This window comes from Pseudomonas sp. PA-1-3F (genome assembly GCF_021609665.1).
Taxonomy (GTDB): domain Bacteria; phylum Pseudomonadota; class Gammaproteobacteria; order Pseudomonadales; family Pseudomonadaceae; genus Aquipseudomonas; species Aquipseudomonas paracarnis.
Window position 1 is genome coordinate 1 of record NZ_WJZD01000056.1, and the last position, 16,251, is coordinate 16,251.

The 16,251-nt window shown below is 63.1% G+C and carries 14 protein-coding genes; 12 read left to right on the plus strand and 2 right to left on the minus strand.

The window, feature by feature from the left end:
• Positions 1 to 20 precede the first annotated feature (20 nt).
• Both GIV26_RS26110 and GIV26_RS26115 read right to left on the minus strand, forming a co-directional pair.
• Positions 21 to 1,358: a lysine N(6)-hydroxylase/L-ornithine N(5)-oxygenase family protein gene (locus GIV26_RS26110; protein ID WP_236282779.1), complete on the minus strand. Its 1,338-nt coding sequence runs from the start codon at positions 1,356 to 1,358 to the stop codon at positions 21 to 23.
• A 119-nt stretch (positions 1,359 to 1,477) separates the two neighbouring features.
• Positions 1,478 to 1,960 (minus strand): sigma-70 family RNA polymerase sigma factor, encoded by a 483-nt coding sequence (locus GIV26_RS26115; protein WP_057974968.1) that lies wholly within the window; start codon positions 1,958 to 1,960, stop codon positions 1,478 to 1,480.
• A gap of 326 nt (positions 1,961 to 2,286) precedes the next feature.
• On the opposite strand from GIV26_RS26115, the gene GIV26_RS26120 reads away from it, so the two are divergent.
• From GIV26_RS26120 to GIV26_RS26175, 12 genes are all read left to right on the plus strand, one after another.
• Positions 2,287 to 3,456, plus strand: coding sequence for an efflux RND transporter periplasmic adaptor subunit (locus GIV26_RS26120; RefSeq protein ID WP_236282781.1), 1,170 nt, complete (start codon positions 2,287 to 2,289; stop codon positions 3,454 to 3,456).
• A gap of 1 nt (position 3,457) precedes the next feature.
• Entirely contained in the window at positions 3,458 to 5,428 is a 1,971-nt protein-coding gene (locus GIV26_RS26125; protein ID WP_236282783.1) for a MacB family efflux pump subunit, read from the plus strand.
• Positions 5,421 to 6,833 carry an efflux transporter outer membrane subunit gene (locus tag GIV26_RS26130; RefSeq protein WP_236282784.1) on the plus strand — a complete coding sequence of 471 codons (1,413 nt, stop codon included), beginning with the start codon at positions 5,421 to 5,423 and terminating at the stop codon, positions 6,831 to 6,833. Before GIV26_RS26125 ends, GIV26_RS26130 begins: the two co-directional genes overlap by 8 nt.
• 106 nt (positions 6,834 to 6,939) lie before the next feature.
• The gene (locus GIV26_RS26135) at positions 6,940 to 7,695 is read left to right on the plus strand and encodes a hypothetical protein (protein WP_057975027.1); all 756 of its coding nucleotides are present in this window, start codon (positions 6,940 to 6,942) and stop codon (positions 7,693 to 7,695) included.
• 112 nt (positions 7,696 to 7,807) lie between these two features.
• Positions 7,808 to 8,575 carry a FadR/GntR family transcriptional regulator gene (locus GIV26_RS26140; RefSeq protein WP_034127984.1) on the plus strand — a complete coding sequence of 256 codons (768 nt, stop codon included), beginning with the start codon at positions 7,808 to 7,810 and terminating at the stop codon, positions 8,573 to 8,575.
• Between the two features lie 236 nt (positions 8,576 to 8,811).
• Entirely contained in the window at positions 8,812 to 10,014 is a 1,203-nt protein-coding gene (locus GIV26_RS26145; protein ID WP_236282785.1) for an ABC transporter substrate-binding protein, read from the plus strand.
• A 57-nt stretch (positions 10,015 to 10,071) separates the two neighbouring features.
• Positions 10,072 to 10,932 carry a branched-chain amino acid ABC transporter permease gene (locus GIV26_RS26150; protein WP_003192337.1) on the plus strand — a complete coding sequence of 287 codons (861 nt, stop codon included), beginning with the start codon at positions 10,072 to 10,074 and terminating at the stop codon, positions 10,930 to 10,932.
• Position 10,933: 1 nt separating this feature from the next.
• Entirely contained in the window at positions 10,934 to 11,944 is a 1,011-nt protein-coding gene (locus tag GIV26_RS26155; RefSeq protein WP_236282787.1) for a branched-chain amino acid ABC transporter permease, read from the plus strand.
• Positions 11,941 to 12,690 (plus strand): ABC transporter ATP-binding protein, encoded by a 750-nt coding sequence (locus GIV26_RS26160; protein WP_014719039.1) that lies wholly within the window; start codon positions 11,941 to 11,943, stop codon positions 12,688 to 12,690. The genes GIV26_RS26155 and GIV26_RS26160 overlap by 4 nt, the downstream gene beginning before the upstream one ends.
• A complete protein-coding gene (locus GIV26_RS26165) occupies positions 12,690 to 13,385 on the plus strand; it encodes an ABC transporter ATP-binding protein (RefSeq protein WP_236282790.1) in 696 nt (231 codons plus the stop codon). Before GIV26_RS26160 ends, GIV26_RS26165 begins: the two co-directional genes overlap by 1 nt.
• Positions 13,386 to 13,398: 13 nt before the next feature.
• Positions 13,399 to 14,667: a Zn-dependent hydrolase gene (locus GIV26_RS26170; RefSeq protein WP_236282792.1), complete on the plus strand. Its 1,269-nt coding sequence runs from the start codon at positions 13,399 to 13,401 to the stop codon at positions 14,665 to 14,667.
• Entirely contained in the window at positions 14,664 to 16,067 is a 1,404-nt protein-coding gene (locus tag GIV26_RS26175) for an amidase (RefSeq protein WP_236282794.1), read from the plus strand. Before GIV26_RS26170 ends, GIV26_RS26175 begins: the two co-directional genes overlap by 4 nt.
• Positions 16,068 to 16,251 lie beyond the last annotated feature (184 nt).

The window sequence follows — 16,251 nt, forward strand, 5'->3', positions numbered from 1 at the left end:
CGCCACAATAAGGGGATCGGTCAGCTGGCGGTTGCCAGCAGCAAGTCCTGCACCGAACGCGCCTTGCCACGGTGATGGTCCAGCGCATACAACGACGCCGCAATCTCATCCGCCCGAATCGGCAACACCGACAGCAAGGTATCGCTCAAGCCATGGCTGGCCTGGCTGAAGCCCTGGATGTAGATGCCAGCCTTGCAGCGCTCGTCGGTGACGATGCGGTAGTCGCGTGCCACTTCGAAGTCGCCCATGTAGGCTTGCAGCGGCGCCAGCAGTTCACGGTGCATCTGGCGCTCGTAGCCGGTGGCCAGGATTACCGCGTCGTAATGGTTGAGGCTGTTTTCGCCGGTGGCGCTATTGCGCAGGGCCAGTTCGATACCCAGCGGGCCTGGGGTGGCCTTCTCCACTACGGTCAGGGTGCGGAACGCCTGGCGGGCGATGCCGGAGACTTTCTGGCGGTAGAAAATCCCGTAGATTCGCTCGATCAGGTCCAGGTCCACTACCGAGTAGTTGGTGTTCTGGTATTCGGCGACCAAACGCTCACGCTCGGCACCGACTTTCTGGAACACCAGGTCAGTAAAGGCCGGCGAGAACACTTCGTTGACGAACGGGCTGTCGTCGGCCGGTTTGAGCGCCGAACCGCGCAGGATCATGTCGACCTGCACCGACGGGAAGCTGTCATTGAGGTCGATAAAAGCTTCTGCCGCGCTCTGGCCGCCGCCGATCACGGCGATGCGCATCGGCTTGCCGTCTACGCACGGCTGGCTGGCCATGCGCTCCAGGTACTGGGAATGGTGAAACACCCGGCTATCGCCCTTGAGCGCCTTGAATGCCTCGGGGATGCGCGGTGTGCCGCCGGCGCTGACCACCACCGAACGGGTGGTGCGCACATGCTGCTCGCCCTGGGCATCACGGGAGATCACGCGCAACGCCTCGACCTGTTGCTGATGCAGGATCGGCTCGATGGCCAGCACTTCCTCGCCGTAGTTGGCCTGGGCCTGGAACTGCCCCGCCACCCAGCGCAGGTAGTCGTTGTACTCCATGCGGCAAGGGTAAAAGGTTCCCAGGTTGATGAAGTCCACCAGGCGGTCGTGGGTCTTGAGGTAGTTGACGAAGGAGTACGGGCTGGTGGGGTTGCGCAGGGTCACCAGGTCCTTGAGGAAGGAAATCTGCAGTTCACTCTGGGTCACCAGGGTATTGCCGTGCCAGCGGTAGTCGGCTTGTTTGTCGAGAAACAGCACGTCCAGCTTGCCCTGGGCCTTTTCACGCTCCTGCAGGGCGATGGCCAGCGCCAGGTTCGAAGGGCCGAAACCGATCCCGATCAGGTCATGAACCGCGGGCGAAGCAATTGCCTGTGTCATTCCAGTGTCCTCTGGATAAGCCCCATGGCGGTGGGGCGGGAATACCTTCATGGCCTGAACAACAGGCCGTGTGTTGATAGGAAACGAGGACAGTGAAATAAAATTTAACTAACAGCCGATCAGTGCGCTTCCCACTCGCGCATGCGCACCCGGCAGTGCTTCATCGCATTGACGATGTGTTTTTCCACCAGACTGCGGGAAATGTTCAGGCGTTCAGCGATTTGCACATGGGACAGGCCTTCGAGCTTGCGCAATAGGAAACTATCGCGACAGGCCACCGGCAGCTCGGCCAAGGCGCGCTCGAGCATCTCCAGGCGCTGGCCCTGATCGTGGCTGGCGTGGGGGGAACAGGCGGCGAAGCGCTCTTCGCTGTCCAGCACCTCCAGGGGCTCGGTTTGGCGCACGGCGTTGCGCCGATGGCCGTCGATCACCAGGTTCAAGGCGGTGCGGTACAGGAAGGCGCGGGGCTGTTCGATCGGGGTGTCGCTTGCGCGCTCGAGCACCCGCACATAAGCGTCATGCACCACATCTTCGGCCACCTGACGGTTGCCCAGCTTGGCGTTGAGGAAACACACCAGCTCGCGATAGTAGTTTTCCAACATGACTCCTGACCCCACGGCCTTGGTACAAACGACACCCGGCCCCTGTAGGAGCGAGCTTGCTCGCGAAAAACCCAAGAGCGCATCCCCTTACCTGGATGCGCCCGCAATCATTGGCGGTTTTGCCATCACCGATGATGGCAGTTTGAGTGTGTGCAATTTATAGTAATTCTCATCTACTTTTAAAGAACTCTCTCATCAGCGGTCGGTTTTTTTCGCAATTCGCGCTGTAACTACTTATGTAACAGCCTAAATTCCGGAGCATTTTCCTCGTTTACCTGTCAGCTCTGCGCGACTGCGCCCCGAACTTTCCTGGCTGGAAGCTACCCATGAAACGCCCTCGACCTGCCCGACGCGCCCTGCTTGTGGTGGCGTGCCTGATTCCCATCGTTGCGTTTGCCACCTGGCAGGGCCTGACGCCGGGCCGCGATGCCCTGACCACCGTCACCGTGACCCGCGCCGACATCGAAAACAGCGTCACCGCCCTGGGCACCCTGCAACCGCGACGTTACGTAGACGTCGGCGCCCAAGCCTCCGGGCAGATCCGCAAGATCCACGTCGAGGCCGGTGACCAGGTCCAAGAGGGCCAATTGCTGGTGGAGATCGACCCCGCCACGCAAAAAGCCAAGCTCGACGCCAGCCGCTATGCCATCGAAAACCTGCAGGCTCAGTTGCAGGAGCAGAAAGCCCAGCACCAACTGGCCCATCAGAAGTACCAGCGTCAGCAGCGCCTGAGTGCCGGCAACGCCACCCGCGAGGAAGACGTGCAGACCGCCAAGGCGGAACTCAGCGCGACCCAGGCGCGGGTGCAGATGTTCCAGGCACAGATCCGCCAGGCCCAGGCCAGCCTGCGCAGCGATGAAGCCGAGTTGGGCTACACGCGCATCTACGCGCCAATGACCGGTACCGTGGTGGCCGTGGATGCACGCGTCGGCCAGACCCTCAACGCGCAACAGCAAACGCCGCTGATCCTGCGCATCGCCAAGCTGTCGCCCATGACGGTGTGGGCGGAAGTCTCCGAAGCCGACATCGGCCATGTCAAACCCGGCATGAGCGCGTATTTCACCACTCTGAGCGGTGGCAGCCGGCGCTGGACCAGCACCGTGCGCCAGATCCTGCCGATCCCGCCCAAACCCTTGAACGAAACCCAGGGCAGCGGCAGCCCGAGCAGCACCAGCAAGAGCGGCACTGGCCGAGTGGTGCTGTACACGGTGCTGCTGGACGTGGACAACGCCGACAACGCGCTGATGGCCGAGATGACCACCCAGGTCTTTTTCGTCGCCAGCCAAGTCAAGGACGCCCTCTCCGTACCCGTCGCCGCCTTGCAAAGCGTGCCCGGCTCCGCAGCGCAAATCGCCCGGGTGGTCGCCAAAAACGGAGCCATCGAAGACCGTGAAGTGCGCCTGGGCATCAGCGACCGCCTGCGGGTGGAAGTGCTCGAGGGGTTGAGCGAGGGCGACCACCTGTTGATCGGCCCGGTTGATAGCCATGGGGGCTGAAATGAGCACGCCCCTGATTGAACTCAAAGGCATCCGCAAATCCTACGGCGGCGGCGACAGCCCGCAGGTCGATGTGTTGCGCGGCATCGACCTGTCGATCCATGCCGGCGAGTTCGTCGCCATTGTCGGCGCGTCGGGCTCGGGTAAATCGACGCTGATGAACATCCTCGGCTGCCTCGACCGCCCCACCGAGGGCGACTACCTGTTCGCCGGGGAAAACGTCGCCCACCTGGGCAGCGACGAACTGGCCTGGCTACGCCGCGAAGCCTTCGGTTTTGTGTTCCAGGGCTACCACTTGATTCCCTCAGGCTCCGCCCAGGAAAACGTCGAGATGCCGGCGATCTATGCCGGCATCAGCGCCGCCGAACGACATGCCCGCGCCAGCGCCCTGCTCACCCGCCTGGGCCTGGCCGAGCGCACCGGCAATCGGCCGCACCAGCTGTCGGGTGGGCAACAGCAACGGGTGTCCATCGCCCGCGCCCTGATGAACGGCGGCCATATCATCCTCGCCGACGAACCCACCGGCGCCCTCGACAGCCATAGCGGCGCCGAGGTTATGGCCTTGCTCGACGAACTGGCGAGCCAGGGCCATGTGGTCATCCTGATTACCCACGACCGTGAAGTGGCGGCGCGAGCCAACCGCATCATCGAGATTCGCGACGGCCAGATCATCAGCGATTCGGCTGACACCCGCGCGGCCACACCCAGCGTGGCGGCCGGCGCCTTGCACGCCGTGGACCTGCGCCAACGCCTGGTCGACGGCGCCGAGCACAATGGTGCCTGGAAAGCCGAATTGCTGGACGCCGTGCAGGCCGCCTGGCGGGTGATGTGGATCAACCGTTTTCGCACGGCGCTGACGCTGTTAGGCATCATCATCGGCGTCGCGTCGGTGGTGGTGATGCTGGCAGTGGGCGAAGGCAGCAAGCGCCAGGTCATGGCGCAGATGGGCGCATTCGGCTCCAATATCATCTACCTCAGCGGATCTTCGCCCAACCCGCGTACGCCGCTGGGTATCGTGTCCCTCAACGATGTCGCGGCCCTGGCGACGCTGCCTCAGGTCAAGCGCATCATGCCGGTCAACGGCACCGACGCGGGAGTGCGCTTCGGCAACGTCGACTACATGGCTTACGTGGGGGGCAACGACACCAACTTCCCGGAGATCTTCAACTGGCCGGTGGTCGAGGGCAGCTACTTCACCGAGGCCGACGAACGCGCCGCCGCCACGGTCGCCGTGATCGGCGCGCGCATCCGCCAAAAATTGTTCAAGGACGTGGCCAACCCTATCGGCCAGTACATCCTGATCGAGAACGTACCCTTCCAGGTGGTCGGCGTGCTCGCGGAAAAAGGCTCAAGCTCCGGCAACAAGGACAGTGACGACCGTGTCGCCATTCCCTACAGCGCCGCCAGTGTCCGCCTGTTCGGCAGCTACAACCCCGAATACGTGGCGATTGCCACCACCGATGCACGCAAGGTGCATGAAGCCGAACGCGCCATCGACCAGTTGATGCTGAAGCTGCACAACGGCAAGCGCGACTACGAGCTGACCAACAATGCCGCGATGATTCAGGCCGAAGCCCGCACCCAGAACACCCTGTCGCTGATGCTCGGCTCGATTGCGGCGATTTCCCTGCTGGTGGGCGGCATCGGCGTGATGAATATCATGTTGATGACCGTGCGCGAGCGCACCCGTGAAATCGGCATCCGCATGGCCACCGGGGCACGCCAGCGCGACATCCTGCGCCAGTTCCTCACCGAGGCGGTGATGCTCTCGGTGGTCGGCGGCCTGTTCGGTATTGCCCTGGCATTGCTGGTGGGCGGCGTGCTGGTGCTGGCTGAAGTGGCGGTGCAGTTTTCCCTGGTGGCGGTGCTCGGCGCGTTTGGCTGTGCGCTGGTCACCGGCGTCGTATTCGGCTTCATGCCGGCCCGTAAAGCTGCCCGGCTCGATCCGGTTAAGGCGTTGACCAGTGAATAAACGATCTCTCACTCCACAACTGTCAGCGTTCAGTGTGTGCCTGTTGCTCACGGCCTGTGGCGCTAACCCGCCGGCCATCGACAGCGGCCTCGCCACGCCCGCCACCTGGCACTATGCAGAACGCGAAACGACCCAAGCCATCAACCAGCGCTGGTGGTCGCAGTTTGGCAGCCCGGCGTTGAACCGCCTGATCGACCAGGCCCGTCGTGACAGTTTCGACGTAGCAGCCGCCATGGCGCGGGTCCGTCAGGCCCAGGCCACGGCGGTGATTGCCGGCGCACCGCTGCTGCCGGAACTGAAGTTCAACCTCACCGCCAGCCGGCAAAGGCTGTTGCGCGGCAGCGGCAACTCGGACCTGGACGCCACCGAAAGCAATCGGACCGTCAACAGCTATGACGCCAGCCTCACCGCCAGCTATGAAATCGACTTCTGGGGGGGCCGCGCCGCTGCGCGCGACAGCGCCGTGCAGAGCCTGCACGCCAGTGAGTTCGATCAGGCCAACGTGGAGCTGACCCTGCTCAGCAATGTCGCCGACCGCTACGCGCAAACCCTGGCCGCACGCCAGCGTCTGCAGATTGCCGAGCTCAACCTGGCGAATGCGCGCAATGTGCTGAACCTGGTACAGACCCGCCACGACGCCGGTTCCGCCACAGCCCTGGAACTGGCACAACAGAAGAGCCTGGTGGCCAGCCAGCAACGGCAATTGCCGCTGATCCAGCAATCGGTCGAAGAGTCGCAAATCACTTTGGCCGCCTTGCTTGGTCAACCCGTACAGGCCCTGGACCTGGGCGCTGAACCCTTCCAGGCATTGACCTGGCCGAGTATCGGGCCCGGTGTACCGAGCCAGTTATTGAGCCGGCGCCCCGACCTCGCCCAGGCCGAGGCCCAGTTGGCAGCGGCCCGTGCCGACGTCACGGTGGCCCGTGCAGCGATGCTGCCTTCAGTGACATTGGGCGCGACCCTCGGCTCTGGCGCATACAAGGCCCAAGAGGTCTTGCGCAGCCCCTTCTACACCCTGACCTCGGGCCTGATGGCGCCAATCTTCAACAATGGCCGGCTGAGCGCCGAGCGCGACAAGGCTCGGGCACGCCAGGATGAACTGCTGCAAAGCTACCGCGGGGCGATCATCAATGGCTTTGCCGATGTGGAAAAAGCCCTCAGCAGCATCACCCGCCTTGACCAGCAACGCCAGTGGCAAAGCGAGGAGCTGCAACAGGCGCAGACCGCGTTTCAGATTGCCCAGAGCCGCTACGAAGCCGGTGCCGAAGACCTGCTCACGGTGCTGGAAACCCAGCGCACTTTGTACGGCGCCCAGGACCAGAACGTGCTACTGCGCCTGTCGCGCCTACAAGCCAGCATCGCCCTGTACAAGGCATTAGGCGGTGGCTGGAAAACCAACATCTGATAAACGAAACTCATATTTCATACACGAGTTGTTTCTTCACCCTACATTCTCCACCTCAAGGTCCTTGGTAAAAAAGCCGTTATCACACGGAAGCCCGGACCTCATGATGAAACCCAGCGTTGTTGTAAAAGGCCTGGCCTGCATTGGCTGCTGGTTGATACCGAACCTGGCGCTGGCCAAGCCCTTGATCGCCCCCACCGCAATCGACTGGCTGCTGGACTGCCCCCTCACCACGACGGCGCACTTGAACCCGCAAGTGGTTGGCCGCACCCAATGCGGCCTGGTCAACGTCCCCCGCGACCATGCCGCCCCCCAGCGCGGCCGCCTAAGCTTGAGCGTGACACGGGTAGGCGCACGGCAACCGCTCAACCGTGAAGGTGTCGTGTTCATCCAGGCCGGCGAACCCCTCCAGGCCAAGGACGCGCCTTTCGTTCTTCACCTCGCCAGCCGCTGGGAGTCGCTTGCCACCCAGGCCTATCGCACCCTGGTCGACCGTTATGACGTCATCGAGCTGAGCGCCCGCGACCTGCGCGAGGGCAATGCCGTGGAACAGGCCGCGCGGGACATGGAGTTCGTGCGCGGGCAACTTGACGAGGCGCGCCTCAACTACCTGGGCAACGCCGCTGCCACCCGCCTCGGCAGCCGCTACGGTACGCTGTTTCCCGAGCGTGTCGGGCGCATGGTGCTGATCAATGCCGAGCCTGGCGAAGCAGTCGCCACCGGTGTAGAGCAACTCTTGCTCAAGGAGTCGGCGCGCGCAGGCGCCGACGGCTGCGTCAACCGCTGGCTGGGGGATTTTCTCGCTTATGGTAGACAACCGCCGGCGTCCACGCGCTGTCTCGACCTCAGCGCCTGGGAGTAAGTAGCCCACGCATTTACGACCTCTTGCCACCAAAAACGACAGCCTGCGTTGACGCACTTCCCCAATCGTTATTAAGTGCTATTTATCCGCATTAATACGATAAATCACCGCCATGTTGACTCGCCCGCTACGCCGCAAACGCCAGAAGCTGTCCGATGTGATTGTCGAGTCGGTCAAGCGCTCGATCGTCACCGACGCCTTGAAGCCCGGCGACCGCCTGCCCACCGAACGCGAGCTGATGGAAAGCTTCCAGTGTTCCAAGGGTTCGGCACGCGAAGCGCTCAAGGCGTTGGAAGTGGAGGGCTTGGTGAGCACGCGCACCGGCCCCAGCGGCGGGGCTTACTTGAACCAGGCCGGCACCGAGCCGGCCAGCCGCGCCTTGCGCAATTACTTGCACTTCCAGCACCTGGACGGCGAGCAGGTCTACCAACTGCGCAAGGTCATCGAAGTGGAATTGGCGGTGTCGGTGCTCGGGCGTTTGAGCGAAAACGATTACACCGCCCTGCAAGCCAATGTGGATTTTTGCAGCGCCCCCGAAGACAGCGAAGCCGGCCAGCGCGAACAACGCCTGGCGGAACTGGAGTTCCACAACCTGCTGGCCCGGGCCTGCCCCAACCCGCTGCTGAGTTTCATGGCGCAGTTTCTCAATGACTTGCTGCGCGACCTGGTGGTGCTGAAAAAGGCCTACAAGCCCAAACGCAAGCAGTTCGACGCGGCCAACCTCGACTATCACAAGCAACTGCTGATCGCCTTTCGCGCCGGGGACGAAAGCGCGGTGCGCAGCTTGATGCATGAACACATGTGCGATGCCGAACACCATATGACCGCGCTGGAAGGCCAAGTGAGCCCGCATTTCCTCTTGGAGTTCGACCACCCTTAAACACGCCAACAATCCAATGTGGGAACCCGATCAATGTGGGAGCTGGCTTGCCTGCGATGCGGGCGCCTCGGTGTTACAGGGGACCGAGTCGATGCCATCGCAGGCAAGCCAGCTCCCACAGTTGACCCCGTTCACCCGCGAAATCGAGTTATCCAATAACAAGCCTGCCCACAGGCCCTTGCTCCACCGTATCGCCCTTGCCGCTCCTGCCAATAACTAAACCAGGGAGTCACCCCATGCAGCGTCGTACGTTATTGAAAGCCAGCCTCACCGCCGCCGCCGTCCTCAGCCTTCCGCTGAGCGTGCGTTCGGCATTCGCCGCCGAGCCCTTTACCTTTTACGGCCTCAAGTCCATGTCTGGCGCCTTTGCCAGCTATGGCAAATTTGCCGACATGGGTTCGCGCCTGGCGGTGCAGCAACACGCCCAATTGCTCGGCCGCCCACTGAACTACAAGGTCATCGACACCGAAGGCAACGCCGGCAAGGCAGTGCGCAAGGTGCAGGAGGCCATCGCGCAGGACGGCGCACGGTTCTTCCAGGGCTGCACGCTGTCATCTTCCGCGCTGGCAGTGGCCAAGGAAGTGGACAAGGTCGGCGGCGTGTTCATGACCCCGGTGGGCGCCGATGAAGTGACAGGCAAGGACTGCAACAAGGCGACCTTCCGCTGGTCGGTGCCCACCTACGGCGCGATACGCGAAACCATGGTGCCGCTGATCAAGCTGCTGCCGGACGCCAAGCGCTGGTACACCATCACCCCGCAATACGTGTTCGGCGAAGCCTTGCTCGAAGGGGCCAAAAACGTGCTCAAGGAACATAGCCTGGAACACGTGGGCAACAGCTACCACTCACTGCAGGAACAGGAGTTTTCCGGTTACCTGACCAACGCCATTTCCACCAAGCCCGATGTGCTGGTGCTGCTCAACTTTGGCAGCCAATCGTCCAACACCCTGCGCCAGGCCGTGAACTTCGGCATCAAGGAGCGCATGAAGGTGCTGCTGGTGTGGTCTGCCGGCCTGGATCAGTTCCAGGAACTGGGCAGCGATGTGCTCGAGGGCGTGTACCTCGGCGCACAGTACTGGCACCAGGTCGACACCCCGCTCAACCGTGAACTGGTCAAGCTGACCCAGGCCAAGTACGGCATCAACCCCACCTACCCGCTGGCCGCCGACTACATCAGCACCAAAGTCATGCTCGACACCATCATTGCCACCGGCAGCTTCGACGGCCCGACCGTGGCCAAGGCCCTGCAAGGCTTGAGCTACGAAGGCCCGACCGGCAAGGAGTTAATCCGCGCCGGCGACCACCAGGTGATCAAGGACTACTACCTGCTGATCGGCAAGGCCAGCGGCGACATGGCCGACAAGGACGACCTGGCCAAAGTGCTCAGCGCTGGCCAATCGTTCCCCGCAGTCGAGGCGACAGGCTGCACGCTCGGCTGACCGCTTAACTTTTGTCGCGCAGGGCCGTGCAAGCGGCCGTCTGCGGAGGGTGCCTGCATGCTTAATTTGTACCTGTTCCAGATTCTCAACGGCCTTGGGCTGGGGATGATCTACTTCCTGATCGCGGTAGGTCTGACGATCATTTTCGGCCTGCTCAACTTCGTCAATTTCGCCCACGGCGCGTTCTTCCTGCTCGGCGCCTACATCTGCTACACCGCGGTGAGCCTCACCGGCAACTTCTGGCTGGCGCTGCTGATCGCGCCGCTGGTGGTGGCCGCGCTGGCCTGGGTGATCGAGCGCTTGCTGATCCAGCGCATCTACCACTTGCCACACATGTTCCAGATTCTGGTGACCCTGGGGATCGCCCTGATCATCCAGGAAGCCAGCGTGATGATCTGGGGGCCGGTGGGCAAAAGCGTCGCCGTGCCGGAACTGTTGCGCGGCGTGCTGGTAGTGGGTGATTTCGTCTACCCCTACTACCGCCTGTTCCTTATCGTGTTTTCCGGGCTGGTGGGCCTGGGCCTGTGGCTGCTGCTGGAGCGCACGCGCTTCGGTGCTCTAGTGCGCGCCGGCAGTGAAAGCACCGAAACCGTGTCGCTACTGGGCACCAATATTTTCCGCCTGTTCTCCATGACCTTCGCCCTCGGCGTCGCCCTGGCCGGTGTCGCTGGGGTGTTGTTTGCGCCCTTGCGCGGCGCCCAGCCCTTTGTCGGCCCGGAGATTCTGGGCATCGCCTTCGTGGTGGTGGTGATCGGCGGCATGGGCTCGTTCAGCGGTGCGCTGGTCGGCGGTTTGCTGGTGGGCGTGGTGCAAAGCCTGATGACCACACTCTGGCCCCAGGGTGCGAGCCTGATGATCTACGGCGCCATGGCCGTGGTGATTCTGGTACGCCCTTATGGCCTGTTCGGGAGAGCCTGACATGAGCGATAAAAACCCGCTGCCGTTTGCCAAGACCCAATCCAGAGCCATGTTGCTGTGGGTGTTGGCCGTGCTGATCGGCCTGCCGTTGGTGTTGCCCTCGGCGACCCTGGCCACCGAGATCCTGATCTTTGCCATGGCCGCCCTCGCCTGCAACCTGCTGCTGGGCTATACCGGGCTGCTGTCCTTCGGCCAAGGCATCTTCTTTGGTGCCGGTGCTTATTGTGCGGCGCTGTTGATGATCCACCTGCAACTGGGCCTGTTCACCGCGTTGCTCGGCGCGGCGATTGCCGGTGGTTTCCTGGCGCTGCTGGTGGGCGCCCTGGCGATTCGGCGCACGGGCATTTACTTCGTGATGCTCACGTTGGCGTTCAGCCAGATGGCGTACTTCGTCGCCTACACCCTGAGCGACTGGACCGGCGGCGACAACGGCCTGCTCAGCGTGCCGCGCCCGGAAATTCGTGTGGGCGACACCGTGCTGCTGTCCCTGGCCGATGCCCGTGCCTTCTATGGTTTTGTCGCGGTGCTGTTCCTGCTGATCTTCATCGGCGCACGCCGGGTCATCGCTTCGCCGTTTGGCAGCACGCTGATGGCGATCCGCGAGAACGAAACCCGCGCCTCGGCCATCGGCTACGACACGCGCCACTTCAAGATCCTGGTGTTCGTGCTGTCCGGTGCGGTCACCGGGATTGCCGGGGCGCTGTACGCCATGCTGCTGCACTTTGTGCCGCTGTCGAATATCGACCTGGCAATGTCCGAGAACATCCTGATCATGACCATCGTCGGCGGCACCGGCTCGCTGTTCGGCTCGCTGCTGGGCGCCGGCTCCATCGTGCTGCTGGGCGACTTCCTTTCCGACCTGTGGCCGCGCTGGCTGATGCTGCTGGGGGTGATCCTGATCCTGGTGGTGATCTTCATGCGCGGCGGTTTGTGGGGCGGCCTCGTGTCGCTATTCGAGAAGGTGCGCGGCACGCGCAAATCCGCGGTCGTCGCCAAGGAGGACGGGCTATGAGTATCTTGCTTGAAACCCAGAACCTGGAGCTGGCCTACGGCGCGTTCCATGCGGTCAATGGCGTCAACCTCAAGGTCGAAGCCGGCACCATCCACACCATCATCGGCCCCAACGGCGCGGGCAAGACCAGCCTGTTCCACTGCCTGACGGGTGAACGCCAGGCCACCGCCGGGGCGATCCATTTCGACGGCAAGAACCTGATGCGCAAGCCCGCCCACGGCCGCGTCGGCCTGGGCATGGCGCGCTCGTTCCAACTCACCAGCCTGTTCCAGAACCTCAGCGTGCGCGAAAACCTGCGCCTGGCCGCCCAAGGCCGCGATGGCTCGCGTGCCTTGAACTTCTGGCGTCGAGTGGACAGCCAGCGCGAACACCTGGAGATGGCCGACCAGGTGCTGGAACGCCTGCAACTCACGGCACGCGCCGACACCCTGGCCGGTGAGTTGTCCCACGGCCAGCAACGGGTGCTGGAGGTGGGCATGTCGATCTGCTCCAAACCCAAACTGTTGATGCTCGACGAGCCCACCTCGGGCATGGGCATCGACGATATCCCGATCATGACCCAACTGATCAGCGACCTTGGGCGCGACCATACGGTGCTGTTGATCGAACACAACATGAGCATCGTCATGTCCATCAGCCAGCGCATCACGGTAATGAGCCATGGGCAGATCCTGGTGGAAGGCACGCCGGAGTTCGTGCGCGCCGATGAACGTGTGCGTACTGCCTATCTTGGGGAGGCTGCCTGATGCTGATCGTCGAGAATATCCATTCCTACTACGACAAAAGCCATGTGCTTGAGGGCGTGTCGCTGAGCGTCAACCCTGGCGAACTGGTGACCCTGCTCGGCCGTAACGGTGCCGGCAAGACCACCACCCTGCGCAGCATCCTCGGCATCATCTGCCCGCGCCAGGGCCAGATCCACTTCAACGGCCAGGCGTTGGTGGGGCAAAAGATCTTTGAAATTGCGCGCCAGGGCTTGGCGCTGGTGCCGGAAAACCGCGGGATTTTCCGCCTGCTGACGGTGGAGGAAAACTTGCGCATCGCTGCCCGCAAGCACAGCCGCTGGCAAATGGAAGACGTGTACGCCATGTTCCCGCGCCTCAAGGAGCGGCGCAAAAACGCCGGCCATGCGTTGTCCGGCGGCGAACAGCAGATGCTGGCCATCGCCCGCGCCCTGCTGAACGACCCCAAGCTGTTGATCCTCGACGAACCCACTGAAGGCCTGGCCCCGGTGATCGTCGACGAGCTGGTGAAGATCCTGCGCAAGGTCAAGGACGAGGGCTTGCCGGTGTTGCTGGTGGAACAGAACCTGATGGTCTGCGACAAGCTCGCCGACCGCCATTACGTGCTCGAACAGGGCCGCGTGGTGTACGAGGGCAGCGCCGCTGACTTCCGCGCCGACCCGACGATCAAAAACCGTTACCTGGCCTTGAGTGCCTGAGTGGAGATTCCTGATGAACAATCTTGCGCAACCGCTCCAGAGCGATGCCCCGCTGATCAACCGCGACCGTTTGTGGCAGTCACTGATGGACCTGGCCCGGCTCGGCGCCACGGCCAAGGGCGGCGTGTGTCGCCTGGCCCTCACCGACCTGGACCGCCAGGCCCGCGACCTGTTCGTGCAGTGGTGCGAGGCCGCCGGGTGCAGCGTCAGTGTGGATGCCATCGGCAATATTTTCGCGCGGCGCCCTGGACGCAACCCCACCCTGCCCCCGGTCATGACCGGCAGCCACATCGACACCCAGCCCACCGGCGGCAAGTTCGACGGTTGCTACGGGGTAATGGCCGGGCTGGAAGTGATCCGCACGCTCAATGACTTGCAGATCGAAACCCAGGCCCCCATCGAAGTGGTGGTGTGGACCAACGAAGAAGGCTCGCGCTTCCCGCCGTGCATGATGGGCTCCGGGGTATTTGCCGGGAAGTTCGATTTGCAGGAGACCCTCGACAAGTGCGACGACCAGGGCCTGTCGGTGGGCAGCGAATTGCAGCGCATCGGCTATGCCGGTTCGCGTGCGGTGCTGGGCCATCCGGTGGGCGCTTATTTCGAAGCGCATATCGAGCAAGGCCCGGTGTTGGAGGACCAGGCGATTACCCTGGGCGTGGTGATGGGCTGTCTGGGCCAGAAGTGGTTCGACCTGACCCTCACCGGCGTAGAGGCGCATGCGGGCCCTACGCCCATGCACCTGCGCAAGGATGCCCTGGTGGGCGCTGCCGAGGTGGTCAGCGCGGTCAACCGTATCGCCCATCAGCACCAGCCTCACGCCTGTGGCACCGTCGGTTGCCTGAGCCTGCATCCTGGCTCGCGCAACGTGATCCCCGGCCAGGTGCACATGACCATTGACCTGCGCCACCTGCACGCCGACAAGCTGCAAGCCATGGTCGATGAAGTGCGCGCAGTGATCGAAGACTCGGCCGCCCGCCACGGCTTGACGTTTGAACTGACGCCGACTGCCGACTTCCCGCCGCTGGACTTCCACCCGACCTGCGTCAATGCCGTGCGCGAGGCTGCCCAGGCATTGGGCTTGAGCCATATGGACATTGTCAGCGGCGCCGGGCATGACGCGATTTTCGTCGCTGAACTGGGCCCGGCCGGGATGATCTTTGTGCCGTGCGAAGGCGGCATCAGCCATAACGAAATCGAAAACGCCGCGCCGGATGATCTGGCCGCAGGCTGCGCGGTGTTGCTGCGTGCCATGGTCAACGCGGCGCAGGGAGTTCAAGCATGAGTGAGATCGGCCAATTGACGGCGGTGCAACTGCTGCAGCATTTTCGCGACAAGACCTTGTCGCCCGTGGAGATCACCGAAGACGCGTTGCTGCGCATCGAGCGCTACAACCCGGTGGTGAATGCTTACTGCCATGTCGACCCGCAAGGCGCCCTGGAGGCTGCGCGGGCGTCGGAACAACGCTGGTTCAAGGGCGAACCTTGCGGCGCGCTGGATGGCGTACCAGCGTCGATCAAGGACCTCACGCTGACAGTCGGCATGCCCACGCGCAAAGGCTCACGCACCTCCAGTGCCGAGGGCCCGTGGGACGTGGACGCGCCCTTCCCGGCCTTCATGCGCAAGGCCGGTGCGGTGCTGCTGGGCAAGACCACCACCCCGGAGTTCGGCTGGAAAGGCGTCACCGACAACCCGCTGTACGGCATCACCCGCAACCCGTGGGACACGCGCACCACCGCCGGTGGCTCGTCCGGGGGCGCCGCTGCGGCGGCGGCATTGAACCTCGGCGTGCTGCACCAGGGCAGCGACGCCGGCGGCTCGATCCGTATTCCCTGTGCGTTTACCGGCACCTTCGGGATCAAGCCGACGTTCGGCTATGTGCCGCAATGGCCGGCCAGCTCCATGACGATCCTGTCGCACCTGGGGCCGATGACGCGCACCGTGGAAGACAGTGCGCTGATGCTGCAAGCCGTGGCGCGACCGGATGCACGGGACGGCTTGATCGGCGCGCCGCGAACCACGCCCTGGCTCGTTCCAGGGACGGACTTGAAAGGGTTGCGTGTCGCCTATAGCCCCACGTTCGGCTATGTGAAAGTCGACCCGCAAGTCGCCCAGGTAGTGGATCAGGCTGTGCAGGGCCTGGTGCAACTGGGCGCCCATGTCGAACAGATCGACCCCGGTTTCAGCGACCCGTTGGACGTCTTCAGCACCTTTTGGGCCGCCGGTGCCGCTCGCCTGACCGGCACGATGAGCGAGGCGCAAAAGCAACTGCTGGACCCTGGGCTGCTACGCATTGCGCAACGGGGCGAGCGCTTGAGCCTGGATGATTTCAACGCAGCCCTCGAAGCGCGAGCGGCGCTGGTTGCACGGATGGCAGCCTTCCATGAGCATTACGATGTGTTGGTGTCACCGATGATGCCGATCACCGCGTTCGAAGCCGGGCACAACATACCGCCGGATTCGGGAATGACTGAGTGGATGGAATGGACGCCGTTCACCTACCCGTTCAACCTTACCCAGCAACCGGCGGCGTCAGTGCCCTGCGGGTTGGCGGCAAATGGCTTGACGGTGGGCTTGCATGTGGTGGGCGCGCGGTTTGCCGATGAGCAGGTACTTAGGGTGTGTCACGCGTATGCACAGGCATTCCCCACAGCGCACTTGCACACACCGAAAATCCCGACCTGAAATACCTACAACTGTGGGAGCTGGCTTGCCTGCGATAGCGCTGTTTCAGTCAGCACATTGGCCTCTGACACACCGCCGTCGCAGCTTCTACACAATTTTGTAGGTTGTAGCAGCCAACGGTAACCACGATGCGAAGCGAGCCGCTCTTGATCTTGCTCTTGATCTGCTTTTGATCTTGATCTTG

Excerpts from the sequence above, each read along its gene's own strand:
- GIV26_RS26110 (WP_236282779.1), bottom strand. The coding sequence starts at position 1,358 with ATGACACAGGCAATTGCTTCGCCCGCGGTTCATGACCTGATCGGGATC.
- GIV26_RS26115 (WP_057974968.1), bottom strand. The coding sequence starts at position 1,960 with ATGTTGGAAAACTACTATCGCGAGCTGGTGTGTTTCCTCAACGCCAAG.
- GIV26_RS26120 (WP_236282781.1), top strand. The coding sequence starts at position 2,287 with ATGAAACGCCCTCGACCTGCCCGACGCGCCCTGCTTGTGGTGGCGTGC.
- GIV26_RS26125 (WP_236282783.1), top strand. The coding sequence starts at position 3,458 with ATGAGCACGCCCCTGATTGAACTCAAAGGCATCCGCAAATCCTACGGC.
- GIV26_RS26135 (WP_057975027.1), top strand. The coding sequence starts at position 6,940 with ATGAAACCCAGCGTTGTTGTAAAAGGCCTGGCCTGCATTGGCTGCTGG.
- GIV26_RS26140 (WP_034127984.1), top strand. The coding sequence starts at position 7,808 with ATGTTGACTCGCCCGCTACGCCGCAAACGCCAGAAGCTGTCCGATGTG.
- GIV26_RS26145 (WP_236282785.1), top strand. The coding sequence starts at position 8,812 with ATGCAGCGTCGTACGTTATTGAAAGCCAGCCTCACCGCCGCCGCCGTC.
- GIV26_RS26150 (WP_003192337.1), top strand. The coding sequence starts at position 10,072 with ATGCTTAATTTGTACCTGTTCCAGATTCTCAACGGCCTTGGGCTGGGG.
- GIV26_RS26155 (WP_236282787.1), top strand. The coding sequence starts at position 10,934 with ATGAGCGATAAAAACCCGCTGCCGTTTGCCAAGACCCAATCCAGAGCC.
- GIV26_RS26160 (WP_014719039.1), top strand. The coding sequence starts at position 11,941 with ATGAGTATCTTGCTTGAAACCCAGAACCTGGAGCTGGCCTACGGCGCG.
- GIV26_RS26165 (WP_236282790.1), top strand. The coding sequence starts at position 12,690 with ATGCTGATCGTCGAGAATATCCATTCCTACTACGACAAAAGCCATGTG.
- GIV26_RS26170 (WP_236282792.1), top strand. The coding sequence starts at position 13,399 with ATGAACAATCTTGCGCAACCGCTCCAGAGCGATGCCCCGCTGATCAAC.
- GIV26_RS26175 (WP_236282794.1), top strand. The coding sequence starts at position 14,664 with ATGAGTGAGATCGGCCAATTGACGGCGGTGCAACTGCTGCAGCATTTT.